Annotated in this window: 10 protein-coding genes and 1 tRNA gene; 7 read left to right on the top strand and 4 right to left on the bottom strand. The window is 64.4% G+C overall.

Going from position 1 to position 12,394, the window contains the following annotated elements; all coding sequences use genetic code 11:
* Position 1: 1 nt before the first annotated feature.
* From kdpB to CHB74_RS08660, 7 genes are all read left to right on the top strand, one after another.
* A complete protein-coding gene (gene kdpB / locus CHB74_RS08685) occupies positions 2-2,032 on the top strand; it encodes a potassium-transporting ATPase subunit KdpB (protein ID WP_089219232.1) in 2,031 nt (676 codons plus the stop codon).
* A 10-nt stretch (positions 2,033-2,042) separates the two neighbouring features.
* A complete protein-coding gene (gene kdpC / locus CHB74_RS08680; protein ID WP_089219231.1) occupies positions 2,043-2,630 on the top strand; it encodes a potassium-transporting ATPase subunit KdpC in 588 nt (195 codons plus the stop codon).
* 9 nt (positions 2,631-2,639) lie between these two features.
* On the top strand, positions 2,640-3,347 hold the full coding sequence (locus CHB74_RS08675) for a response regulator (RefSeq protein WP_089219230.1): 708 nt from the start codon (positions 2,640-2,642) through the stop codon (positions 3,345-3,347).
* A gap of 211 nt (positions 3,348-3,558) precedes the next feature.
* Positions 3,559-3,726: a hypothetical protein gene (locus CHB74_RS21955; protein WP_179220771.1), complete on the top strand. Its 168-nt coding sequence runs from the start codon at positions 3,559-3,561 to the stop codon at positions 3,724-3,726.
* A gap of 295 nt (positions 3,727-4,021) precedes the next feature.
* Entirely contained in the window at positions 4,022-4,438 is a 417-nt protein-coding gene (locus CHB74_RS08670; RefSeq protein ID WP_144033752.1) for a hypothetical protein, read from the top strand.
* A 655-nt stretch (positions 4,439-5,093) separates the two neighbouring features.
* A complete protein-coding gene (locus CHB74_RS08665) occupies positions 5,094-5,672 on the top strand; it encodes a recombinase family protein (RefSeq protein ID WP_089219228.1) in 579 nt (192 codons plus the stop codon).
* A 299-nt stretch (positions 5,673-5,971) separates the two neighbouring features.
* Positions 5,972-6,712 carry a ParB N-terminal domain-containing protein gene (locus CHB74_RS08660; RefSeq protein ID WP_179220770.1) on the top strand — a complete coding sequence of 247 codons (741 nt, stop codon included), beginning with the start codon at positions 5,972-5,974 and terminating at the stop codon, positions 6,710-6,712.
* Between the two features lie 141 nt (positions 6,713-6,853).
* Here the strand turns inward: CHB74_RS08660 and CHB74_RS08655 are convergent, their stop codons facing one another.
* The 4 genes from CHB74_RS08655 to CHB74_RS08640 all read right to left on the bottom strand — a co-directional run bounded on the left by CHB74_RS08655 (position 6,854) and on the right by CHB74_RS08640 (position 12,348).
* Complete coding sequence (locus CHB74_RS08655; protein WP_144033751.1) at positions 6,854-8,647, bottom strand: site-specific integrase; 1,794 nt, start codon at positions 8,645-8,647, stop codon at positions 6,854-6,856.
* Between the two features lie 128 nt (positions 8,648-8,775).
* Positions 8,776-8,851 (bottom strand) — tRNA-Glu (locus CHB74_RS08650).
* A 134-nt stretch (positions 8,852-8,985) separates the two neighbouring features.
* Positions 8,986-11,430 carry a TonB-dependent receptor gene (locus CHB74_RS08645; RefSeq protein ID WP_179220769.1) on the bottom strand — a complete coding sequence of 815 codons (2,445 nt, stop codon included), beginning with the start codon at positions 11,428-11,430 and terminating at the stop codon, positions 8,986-8,988.
* Between the two features lie 231 nt (positions 11,431-11,661).
* Complete coding sequence (locus CHB74_RS08640) at positions 11,662-12,348, bottom strand: pentapeptide repeat-containing protein (RefSeq protein ID WP_089219224.1); 687 nt, start codon at positions 12,346-12,348, stop codon at positions 11,662-11,664.
* Positions 12,349-12,394: the final 46 nt, after the last annotated feature.

Genomic DNA, 12,394 nt, shown 5'->3' with positions numbered 1-12,394 from the left:
CATGACTGCTCCATCATCGATGTTCAGCGCCGCGCTGATCATGCCCGCCTGTCGCGATGCGCTCCGCAAGCTCTCCCCGCGCCAGCTGATCCGTAATCCGGTGCTGTTCGTAACCGCCTGTGTGGCAGCCCTACTGACGCTGCTGCTTGTTATCGGCGACCCCGGCCTGTCGGTCGGCTTCCAGATCCAGTTGGTGATCTGGCTGTGGCTGACCGTGCTGTTCGGCACCTTCGCCGAGGCGCTGGCGGAAGGGCGCGGGCGCGCGCAGGCCGCCTCGCTCCGCGCAACCAAGGCCGAATTGAAGGCCAAGCTGATGCTCGGCGTCGGCGACACTTATGAAATCGTGCCGGCCAGCCGGCTGGACAAGGATGCCATCGTCCTTGTCGAAACCGGCGATCTGATCCCCGCCGACGGCGAGGTCATCGAAGGCGTCGCATCGGTCAACGAAGCGGCCATCAACGGCGAAAGCGCGCCCGTGATCCGCGAGGCCGGCGGCGACCGTTCCGCCGTCACCGCCGGCACGCGCGTCATTTCCGATCGGATCAAGGTGCGCGTCACCGCCGAGGCGGGTCATGGCTTCCTCGATCGCATGATCGCGCTGGTCGAAGGCGCGGAACGCCGCAAGACGCCGAACGAGGTGGCGCTGACGATCCTGCTCGTCGGGCTCACCATCATCTTCCTGATCGCGGTCGCCACCATCCCCGGCTTTGCCGCTTATGCCGGCGGCGCGGTGCCCGTCGTGCTGCTCGCAGCACTCCTCATCACGCTGATCCCGACGACGATCGCGGCGCTGCTGTCCGCGATCGGCATTGCCGGCATGGACCGGCTGGTGCGCTTCAACGTCCTCGCCAAATCCGGCCGCGCGGTCGAGGCGGCAGGCGATGTCGACGTGCTGCTGCTCGACAAGACCGGCACGATCACCGTGGGCGATCGCCAGGCCACCGAACTCCGCCCGCTGGCCGGTATCGACAGCAACGCGCTTGCCGAAGCGGCCCTGCTGTCCAGCCTTGCCGACGAAACGCCCGAAGGCCGTTCGATCGTCGCGCTGGCCCGCGAACGCCATGCCCTGCGGGTCGCGGCCTTGCCGGCCGGTTCCGACATCATTCCCTTTTCCGCGCAAACCCGGCTTTCCGGCGTCCGCGTGGCCGGCGTGCTGATCCAGAAGGGCGCGGTGGATTCGGTGCTGAAGGCGGAAGGCGGCGGCGCCGACGGCCCGGCCATCGAGGAATTGCGCCGCATCACCGATGAAATCGCGCGTTCGGGCGGCACCCCGCTCGCCGTGATCCGCGACGGGCGGCTGCTGGGCGCGATCCACCTCAAGGATGTGGTGAAGGCCGGTGTCCGCGAACGCTTCGGCGAACTGCGCAAGATGGGCATCCGCACGGTGATGATCACCGGCGACAATCCGCTGACGGCGGCTGCCATCGCTGCCGAGGCCGGGGTCGATGATTTCCTCGCCCAGGCGACGCCGGAGGACAAGCTGGCCTTCATCCGCAACGAACAGGCGCAGGGCCGGCTGGTCGCGATGTGCGGTGACGGCACCAACGACGCGCCCGCCCTCGCCCAGGCCGACGTTGGCGTGGCGATGAACACCGGCACGCAGGCCGCGCGCGAGGCCGGCAACATGGTCGATCTCGACAGCGATCCGACCAAGCTGATCGAGATCGTCGGCCTCGGCAAGCAATTGCTGATGACGCGCGGCGCGCTGACCACCTTCTCCGTCGCCAACGATGTCGCCAAATATTTCGCGATCATTCCCGCGATCTTCGTGGCGCTTTACCCGGCGCTGGGCGTGCTCAACGTCATGGGCCTCAAGACGCCTGAAAGCGCGGTGCTTTCCGCCATCATCTTCAACGCGATCATCATCCCGCTGCTCGTGCCGCTGGCGCTCAAAGGCGTCCGGTATCGCCCGATGGCGGCAGGCCCCCTGCTCGCCCGCAATCTCGCGATCTACGGCCTCGGCGGGCTCGTCGCCCCGTTCGCGGGGATCAAGCTGATCGATCTGGCCGTGACCGGCCTTCACTTTGCCTGAGGATCTTCAGATGCTCACCGATCTTAAAACCGCCCTGCGCCCCGCGTTCATGCTGCTGATCGCCTTCGCGCTGCTGCTCGGCATTGTCTATCCGCTCGCGCTGACCGGCATCGGCCAGGCACTGTTCCCGAAACAGGCCAATGGCAGCCTGATCCGCGATGGCGGCCAGGTCGTCGGGTCCGAACTGATCGGCCAGCGTTTCGCGAGCGACGCCTATTTCCATGGCCGGCCGTCGGCTGCCGGCGCCGATGGCTATGATGCGTCGGCCTCCAGCGGCTCCAATCTCGGCCCGGCCAGCCAGGCGTTGGCCGATCGCGCCGGTGCCGATGTGAAGGCGCTTGCGGCCACCGCCCCCGGCAAGGCCGTGCCGATCGATCTCGTGACGACATCGGGCTCGGGCCTCGATCCGCATATCAGCCCGGCCGCCGCGCTCTATCAGGTCGATCGCGTGGCGCGTGCGCGCGGCCTGCCCGTCGCACCGCTGCGCGAACTGGTGGAGGCCCATCGGGAAAAGCCCCTGATCGGCATATTGGGCGAACCGCGCGTCAACGTGCTGGCGCTCAATCGCGCGCTCGACCGCATGGCGGCCGGCCGCTAATCTGCCGCCATGCCGCAGACCGCCCGGATATTGGTGATAGAGGATGACGCCCATATCCGTCGCCTCCTCCGCGCCGCCCTCCAGCGCGCCGGGCATGAGGTGACGGAAGCCGGCTCCGCCCGCGAAGGCCTGTCGCTGGCCGACATCGAAAAGCCCGAGGTCGTCCTGCTCGATCTCGGGCTGCCCGATCGCGACGGGCTGGAACTGATCCAGCCGATCAAGCAGCGCTCGGGCGCGACCGTTCTGGTTGTCTCCGCGCGCGATGATACGGCCGAAAAGGTGGCCGCGCTCGATCTCAGCGCCGACGATTATGTCACCAAGCCGTTCGATACCGAGGAGGTGCTCGCCCGCGTGCGCACGGCGCTGCGCCACCGATTGTCCGGCAATGGCGAGCAGGATCGTATCGACGCGGGCAATATCCGCATCGACCTCGCCCACCGCCGCGTCACCCGCGATGGCGACGAAGTGCACCTGACCCCCAAGGAATATGGCATCCTGGCCGAACTCGCCCGCCGGCCCGATCGCGTGATCAGCCACGCGCAATTGCTGAAGGCCGTATGGGGCCCGGCGCATGAAGACCGGGTCGATTATCTCCGCATCGCCGTCCGCGGTCTGCGGCAAAAACTGGAACAGGACACCAGCCGCCCCAGGCTGATCGTCAACGAACTGGCCGTCGGCTACCGCCTGCTGGCGCGGCCCGGCGCGGAGGGAACTTGAAGGGCTGAGGTGCTTGCTGCGCCGCGTGGGCGGGAATGGTGACCCCTACGGGAGGAGCGCTGCAAGTCAACGAAGCCAAGGAAATAAGCCACTTTTCATGCCGATTCCTTGCGCCCATTCGTATTGCCATTCTGTATCGCCTTCAATAGGGAGCGCCGCCCACAGCTCACCGATCAGCGACGAGCGGAAACTTGAAGGACAACCGGACGCTATGACCATCATCGCCACGTCAGCCCCCGCGAACACGATCGAGCTTACGGACGGCCATGCCGAGCGGATGGACGATGGCGTTTTCGTGGTGATCCAGCGGGATCATCTCGGGGCTGTGAGTGACGTGGTGATGACCCGAGTGGACCTTGAGCGGCTTTTGGCGGCGTAAGGCGGCTAGACGAGGCGCGGATGAGGCTCGGGGATCATGTGGTCCTCGGGCGTTCCTCGTTGGCGGCTGGGACTTCGCTGGAGCGCTATGACCGGGAGCGGTTTCGAAGCTGGCATGGCATGTCGCTTTGAGGCTACACGTCTATCCGATGGCAAAGATTGGAAATGTCAGCGTAGTCGTGGCTGGTCGGCCCGACCTGAGCTACACGCATTGCTCGCTCAGTTTTCTGACCTTGGGCATCAGCGTGCATAGATTAGACCCAGACACCGATCGCGTTTCGACGAGAGGTGCCCACTTGGCGATCTATGTGCCGAGCGCCGTTCTAACGCATTGTCTTGAGCGTGAGACTTCCGTGTTTAGCTTCGAAGGCCCCTACCTTGGCGAGATGAGCGAGTGCCACGGGCTGGAGGCTTATGAATATGGTGGTTTGCGGACGCATGCCGTTTCAAGGCTCCGGCTAACATTCGAGGCTGATCGGATTCTTGGGCAGTTCCGAATGCAAATCTGCGGTGCGCTGTCGCCAATCCGGCAGAGCAATGATGAATGGGACGTGCCAGCACCTTTGTCTGACTTTCAGATAGATGCTCAGTTCGGCTTTGATGAAGTAGCCTCGATTTTCTTTGGTGATAAGGAAGCAATAAAGGGCAATGTCGATCGGGCTTTGGCCCGCCTCGCGACAAGCAAATCGCTATCGGGCGGTCCGTGGGGGTAATATCGGACCGTTTCCGTCCGCAATCCAGCCCTTGCTCTTCTGCCCCGAACAGCCCCTAGGCCGACCTCACAGCCAAAATGTAACCCCACGCTTCCCAGCCGCGCCACCGACCTCGGCCGATGGAACCGGAAGCACCGAAAGGGGACCCGCGCTGTGTGCCCTCGGGAATTCTCCAGCGGCGCGAGGATGGAGCTAGGGTCCGACCGGCCGGAATTTTTCTCTAGCGAAGCCGCCAGTCTCGAATCCTGATTGGCGGAAATCGCTTGGGACCACCGAGGGCGGCGGGAGGGACCCGCGACACCCTGGGCATTCGCTGCCCCGCTGGCGTCCGGGCTGAGAGGAGCGCGAGGATGGCGGGAAGACGCTGGGGGCGATGAGGACGGCCCGGGGCTCGGGGTGCAGCCAGCCGTGGGGTGCGGGACATTAGGGCCGCGCTCCGGGGCCGTTGGGGACATTTGCCCACGCCGAGGATGGTCTATCTGGCAACAGTGGGCGGGGTGGGCGACTGACGTGGATTCCCCTTTCTGGTCCATAACTTCTAGGTTCTGGTCCAGCCCATAGCGGGCATGGCAGATCGGCCCACAAGATATGTCGACATGATTATGGACTAGACCGATATGGGCCACGTATCTTTCGGACCATTCGGAGCTGCCCCGTGTCCCATCGTGTTGCCTACTACCGAGTCTCGACCCTGGACCAATCCGTGGAGGCGCAGCGGGAAGCCCTGGGCGGGAATTTCGATGAGGAATTCACCGATGAGGGGATCAGCGGGACGACACCGGCAGCGGACCGGCCAGACTTCGCCGCGTTGCTCAAGCACGTCCGGAAGGGCGATAGCGTCCACGTCTATGCGATCGACCGGCTGGGCCGCGATGCGCTGGACGTTCAGGCGACCGTGAAGGCGCTTCTGGATCGGGGCGTAACCGTGGACGTGAGTGGCCTTGGGCCGATCGCCGGGGACGCGGGCAAGATCATCGTCGCCGTCCTCGCCCAGATGGCGGAGATCGAGCGCAACCGGATCAGGGAACGGTGCGAGGCGGGCCGCACGGTAGCTCGGGCACACTTAGTGGTCACGGGGCTCACCCATCGCGGCAAGGCGAGCCTGGGGCGGCCAAGCAAGGCGGACAGGGCCGAGGTGGTCGCGTGGCGCAAGGCGAACGGGGCGAGCATCAAGGCGACTGCGGACCATTTCGACATCTCCCCGACCACCGTAAAGCGTCATTGCGCGGCGTGAGGACCCTGGGGCGGCTTGGCGCGGCGCGGAGCTGCCGAACGGGGGCGTTGGGCCTCGCGGGGCTGGATCGGGGAGCATTTAACCCGGATGATATTCGGGTGGCGGTGTCGGGCTGTTGTCCGCGCCACAGCGGGGCTTAGGGCTCACCACACGGCCCTAGGGAGTCCGATACGAGGTACTTCCAGGCGAGCGGCGGCGATGGACGGGCTGGGACCCGAAAAGGCTGGACACTGGCCGCGAGACCCGCAGGGGACGGCTACAATGATGATGATTGCGACGATCGAGAAGGACGTGAGTGCGTGAAGGCGAAGCATAATTGGAAAGAGGAAACGCTGGCCGTTAGCGCCGTGCGGGAGCGGAAGGACCTCCAGAACCGGGCGAACGGCACCGATCCCAGCACCGTGAGGCAGTATGAGCGCGTCCTGACGCAAGGGCAGGAAATGCCGCCCGTGAAGGTCGCGAAGGTTGGGGAGGCGCTTTACCTCGTGGACGGCTTCCATCGCCTCGCGGCCCATAGGCAGGCGGGATTCGGTGCGATCAAGGCGGAGGTCGCGAAGATGTCGCTGGCCGATGCGCAAGCGGTAGCGCTCACGGCGAACACCAAGCACGGGAAGCGACTGACAAGGGCCGACAAGGACCGGATGCTTGACCTCTACCTTGAGCGCAGGGGGCATATCGACGAGCGGGGCCTTACCAAGCCGAGCCGCGTAATATCTGCTGAGCTAGGCGGGGTCCTTAGCCACGAGGCTCTTCGTCAGAAACTCAAGGCGCGGGGCGAGGCACTGGATCAGGACACCGAGTTTCCGGACGGCTATAAGCCGCGCAATGCGGAGGAGGACGAGGCGGCGTTGGCCCGTGAGCGGCACGAAGAAGCCGAGGACCTCGTGGATGCGCTTTGGCGGACATATTTCACGCTGGAGGAGGATGGCCGGGCGTCCATCTTGGCGGCCGTTCAGGAGCTTGCGGACCGGCTGGAGCGCGAAGAGGAACCGCCGACACCGATGCACCACACTGAGGCTGCGGCCTTGTTGGATATTTAGGCGCGGCGATCGGGGCTTTTCGCCGCAGAACGTCGTTAAGGAGGCCGGGAAAGCGTTCTCGACCAAGGAGCGTGAAACCGGCTCTTTCAGCGGCTTTCGGGGCTTTACCCTGTCAAGTTTGACACAGCGGGAACAACAGCGTCAATCGGCCGCCATGTCCTCCTTGCGCCACGGGCGGACCTTCGAGAGGTTGATTTTGGGGAAGGCGATATCTCGCGCCGCCCGTCCCAGGGCTTCCCTGTCGCCGTAGGTGTCATTGGTGGCCCGTTTGTCCGGCACATGCCCCTGAATGTACTCCCGCGCCTCCCTCGGTATGCCAGCTTCCCGTGCGGCTGTGGTCCAGACGTGGCGGAATTCGCGGGAAGGCCGAGGGCCGTCGCCTTTCGGCAGCACCCCATGGTCGCGGAGATAGGCCGACCACCAACCGGAGAAGCCCGAGAACAGGAGGCCGCGTTTGCCCTTCGTGCGGAGCTTGGGGAACAGCGCGGCGTGTCCCGCTGCCCGAACGGCTGCCACATAGGCCAGGAAATTGAGGTCCAGCAACGGCCGGGGAATGTGAATTGTCCGTTCCCCCGAGGAGCGCTTGGCCGTCTTTAAGCGGCGCGGGCCTTTCTCGGGATGCTCACCATCGCCCGTTATCGCCAGCGTGGGGTGCCCGGTCACGGGATCGACGGAAATGTCATCCACAATGAGCTGGGCGGCTTCCTCCGGGCGGCACCCGGTCCACAGCATCAACAGCGGGAGCCAGTAGCACGCTTCGCCCTTGCCCTGTGTCGGCCGCTCGCCAGCCGTAAAGATCGGCAAGGCAAAGATTGCGTCTAGGGTCTCCCTGCCAAGGCCGGCGACGGGCTTGCGGTGCGGAGCGGCCGTTACGCGTTTGCGGCTGAACGGGTTGGGCAAACCGTCCGCTATCAACCCTTCCTCATCCTGGGCTTGGGCCCAGCGGGCGTTGAGGGCGCGGAGATATTTTTCCAGCGTGGTCGATGACAGGCGCTTTATGTCCTTCCGGCCCTCATAGCGGGCGACCACCTCGGACAGCGGCAAGGCCATTTCGGACTTGTCGAGCTTGGCGGGCCGCTGCGCCAACATATCGAGCCATTCGGACACCATCTGCTTCGTGATTGCCGATGGTGCGGGCTGACCGTGGACCTCCCGGAAGAAACGGAGTCCCGTGCGTGCGGCCTCCTTGGTTGATTGACCGGTCCCCAGCCGTTCGGTTTCCAAGAGCCGCTCCACGATCGCCTCAAAGGACTGCGCCGCGCTCGCGAGCTTCGGGAAGCGCGTGGGGGGCTCGCGGCGCTCCGGGCGCGGAGGGGCGGCAGGAACGGGCACGATGTTGCCCCGGAGCCGGGCCTTGGATTGATCGCTGATGATGATTGCCACGTCATTCAGGGCCGCGCACAGGCGCAACAGGCCATCGCGATCATCTGGAGCCAGTGCGTAGCCTTGGGCCGCGCACAGCTCGCGAGCTTGGTCCGCCCACCATTCTTCCATGTGGTAAAGGTCTTGTTCCACCCGCCATTCGCGGAATTCGTCCAGCATATATTGCCAGCCGTGGCGGGCTTGTTCGGCCCATGCCGCGCCGCCCGCTGCAAGGTCCCTTTCCTCGCGGGCGTGCCATTCGGCTTCAAAGACCTTGGCGAGATAGGCGACCGTTTCAGCGCTGAGCGTGTCAAACTCGCCACGGGCCTGTTTCTCGGAGAATTTCTGCGCCTTGCGGGCGTGCGCCACGGCTAGATCATACTCGGCCGCTGCCGCGCGATAGAGGTCCAGCGCCCCCGGCTCCGTGATATCTCGCGCCTTGAGGCTCCGGACTAATTCGCGGGGACCCTTGGCGCCCTTGGAGATGCCAGGGAGGAATGGGCGGAGGGGCTCGGGATATGACCGCCGATAGATGAGGCGGCCCGCTATCGAATCTTTTTTGAGGTAGCGCACCGCCCGCCTTGACCGCATTTCCCGATGCTCCGCAAGGCCACTTTTGGGGTGGCCGTTTGTATCGGATCGGACTTTGGAAGTGGCGGATTTCCGCGCTTTTGGTAGTTTTCCAAGGCCAATGGGTGGCTTGGTGACCCCTACGGGACTCGAACCCGTGTTTTCGCCGTGAGAGGGCGACGTCCTAGACCGCTAGACGAAGGGGCCGTTGCAGCGGAGCGGCGTCCTTATGGGCGGGTGCGGGGCGAGTCAAGCATGATCCCCGTCTGCCTGAAACGAGCGCCGCCGCGCTTCCCTGTCAGTGGAAGCGCGGCGGCGGATCAGTTTACTTCAGCCGGTGTTTACGAGCCGAAGCGATAACGCAGCTGCAGGCCCCAGGTGCGCGGCTCGTTGTAGAGCACGCTGGTGGTGCCGAGCACCGAATAGATCGGCACGCCGCCGATCTTGTAGACTTCGTTCGTCACGTTGTTGACGAAGGCGCCGATCGAGAAGCCTTCGGTGCCGATGTCGCTCAGGTCCGCACGCAGATCGAGCTGGTTGTAGCCATTTTCGATGCCGAGCGGATCTTCGAACACCGACAGGCTGTAGCTACTCGAATAGGCCCAGTTGGCGCCCAGCGACAGTTCGCCCAGCGCGTCCGACAGCGGGATGCGATAATTGGCCGACAGGTTGAGACGGTTCTTCGCAAGGAAGGGGAACGGCCGGTTGGTCAGCTGATCGCCCGTCGCGACGTCGAGGAAGCTCGTATATTTCGCGTCGGTGAGCGAATAGGACGCACCGAGCGTGAAATTCTCGAACGGCACCAGCGTCGCATCGACCTCGATGCCCTTGATCTTCGCCTTGGCGGCGTTGACGATCAGGTTGATGAGCGCGAGCTGGTTGGTGACCGGGTTGATCGTCGAGAAGGACTGGCTGACCTGCGCGTCCTTCAGCTCCGAATAGAAGGCCGCGAAGTTGGTCCGCGCCTGCATGCCGAGCAGTTCGAAATCGGATTTCAGGCCGGCTTCGAAGTCGATCACCGTTTCGGGGCCATATTTCACGCCGAAATCGAGCGCCTGCGGGTTGAGGCCGCCCGCGCGATAGCCGCGACGGTGGGTGACGTAGATCAGCGTGTCGGACGTCGCCTGATAATCGATGCCGATATTGTAGGACGACGCGTTGAAAGCCGCCTTCGTATAGGTCGGGCACCCGCGGACGAGGCTGCAGGTGTTGGGCCCGAACTGGCCGGTCTGATCGCGATAGTTGGACGCATTCACCGAACGGAAATCGTGGGTGTAGCGATAGCCCGCAGTGATGCTCAGCCCTTCGGTCACCAGATCGGAAAGATCGTAATTGATCTGGCCGAACACCGCCTGGCTGCGTTCCACCGGTTCCGAAATCGACAGCGACGGCGTGCCGACCGAGACCTGGATCAGGCGCTGCGGGCTCGGCGATTTCTGCCACAGGAAGAAGCCGCCGACGGTGAAGTCGAGCTTGCCGTCCAGGGCCTTGCCCTGCAGCTGCGCTTCCTCGCTGATCTGGCGCAGATTGACCGACCAGCCATCTGGCGTCACCTGATCGAGCAGCGGCAGCGCGGTGCCGTCAAAGTCGTAGCGGCTGAGCTGCTTGTAGCGGCGATAGCCAAAGATGTTCTTGAAGGTCAGATCGTCGCTGAGATCGACGGTCGTGATGTTGGTGAGGCCCCAGCCGCGCGACTTGGACAGGCCATCCACCGCCGATTGCGAGATGCGCGGACCGCCCTGAATCTGATTGTTCAGCTGGTTCGGCATGATCGGATCGGGGAAGAAGGAGAAACCACCCGCAGCAATCGCCTGCCCGATCGCGGCGCCGGCCTGCGGCCCCCGCAGCAGCGCGATCGCCGGGCGATTGCCCGCCAGATAGAGCGGCAGTTCGGGCAGGAACGGATCCTGCGCTGTGCCTTCGAACACGTCGGCCTGGAACACCTTGTTCGGATCATAGCCGGCGATCTGCTGCGACGAACCGTTGGTGTCCGACTTCACATAGTCGACCATCAGATAGTTTTCGAAACCGTCCGACGGGGTGAACAGCACCGATCCGCGCAGGCCGAGATAATTGCGGTCGTCCAGCTTTTCGCCGGTGGTGATGTTGGTGGTGAAGCCGTCGCGCTTGGCGCGCTTGCCGGCGACGCGCACGGCCAGCGTGTCGGTGACGGGCACGTTGACCGCACCTTCGATCTGGCGATCGTCAAAGCGGCCGAACTGGAAGTTCATGTAGCCCGAAAATTCGTCGGTCGGCCGGGTGGGTTCATAGAGGATCGCACCGCCGGTCGAGTTGCGGCCGAACAGCGTGCCTTGCGGACCCTTCAGGATCTGCACGTTCTGCAGGTCGAAATAGCGGCCCGGCCCGGTATCGCCGGTCTGCAGCGGCACCTGCGCGAAATAAGCGGTCACGCGCGGATTCTGGCCCTGCGCCGACGCGCCCGAGCTGGACTGGCCACGGATCGACAGCGTCACTTCGTCGCGCGCCTGCTGGTAGGTGGTGAGCGCGGGCACGAAGCGCTGCAGGTCGGTCGCGTCCTGCACGTTGCGCTCGGTCAGCATCTCGCCGCTGAAGGCCTGCACCGAAATCGGAACCGACTGGAGCGCTTCTTCCTTACGCCGGGCGGTGACGACGATATCGCTGATCGAACCGGCCGTGGTTTCGGCGGTCGCCGGCCCCGATGCCGCATCCTGCGCATGCGCCGGCACAATGCCGATCGCCAGCCCGCACCAGATGGCCGTGGTAGCTACAAAAGACGCACGTCGGGTGTGATTCCCCTCACTCACTACATCTCTCCCCAAAAGTTCGCCCATCTATGGATGTGGGTCGAATCTTATACCGAGGTCCATGATAGAGATGTTTGGACCCGCGTCCAGAAAAAGCAGCGCCGTGTTGAACTATGCTTCGGGCAGCCGAAGCGGGCCCCTTGTCCCGAGTTGGGACAATATGGCCTGGCCGCCATGCCGGCACGTAAAAGAGAGTGGCACGATGCCGGTCCTGCTGACGGCGGCGCCCGGCTAGAGCACCTGCAGCCCGAACTCCGCAAGCAACTGGCCCGCCTGATCGCGCGAGATGATGGCGCCGCGGAAGGTGCTCGCGTCGCTCAGCCTCAGCCCGCCAAGATCGGCCGCGCGGAGATCGGCGCCGGCAAAGCGCGCGCCCGCGACGAGCGTTTCGCGCAACTGGCATTCCTCGAAAATCGTCGATCGGAAATCGCAGTTTCGCAGGTCCGCCTGCGAGAAGTCGACGCGCTTCAGCGTCCGGCCGCGAAACACATGCCCGTTCAGCTTGGCGTTGATCAGCAGGCTTTCCTCGAAACCGATGTCCATCCCTCTCGCATCGGCAAGGTCGGCGCCCGTGAGCTTGCAGCCATGGAACGTCGCGTTAGCAAGGCTGGATCGCCGAAAATCCGCATTGTTGAAATCGCTGGAGGTGAACTTCGCGCCATCGAGCTGGCTGCCGCTGAAACTGGCGAAGGGCCCGCGGCACGATCGCCAATGCGTCCCTTCCGATATCGCCTTGCTGAAATCGGCCCGGCGCAGATTGCAGCGTTCGAACTGCCAGTCCGTAAGGTCGAACCCGGAAAGATCGAGCGCCTCCAGCTCGCAATCCACCACATGCTGGGGGCTGCCCACCAACGCCGCCACGTCATCGCGCGAAAGCGAGCGATTGCGCAGGGCGCGATCGGCAAAAAGATCATCCATGCGACACTGCTATGCGGCCGACAGCCCTTCGCCAAGGCCGAGTTTT

This window comes from Edaphosphingomonas laterariae (genome assembly GCF_900188165.1).
GTDB lineage: Bacteria > Pseudomonadota > Alphaproteobacteria > Sphingomonadales > Sphingomonadaceae > Sphingomonas_E > Sphingomonas_E laterariae.
Note: the sequence above shows the minus strand (reverse complement) of the source record. Positions and strands in the feature narration are given on the sequence as shown.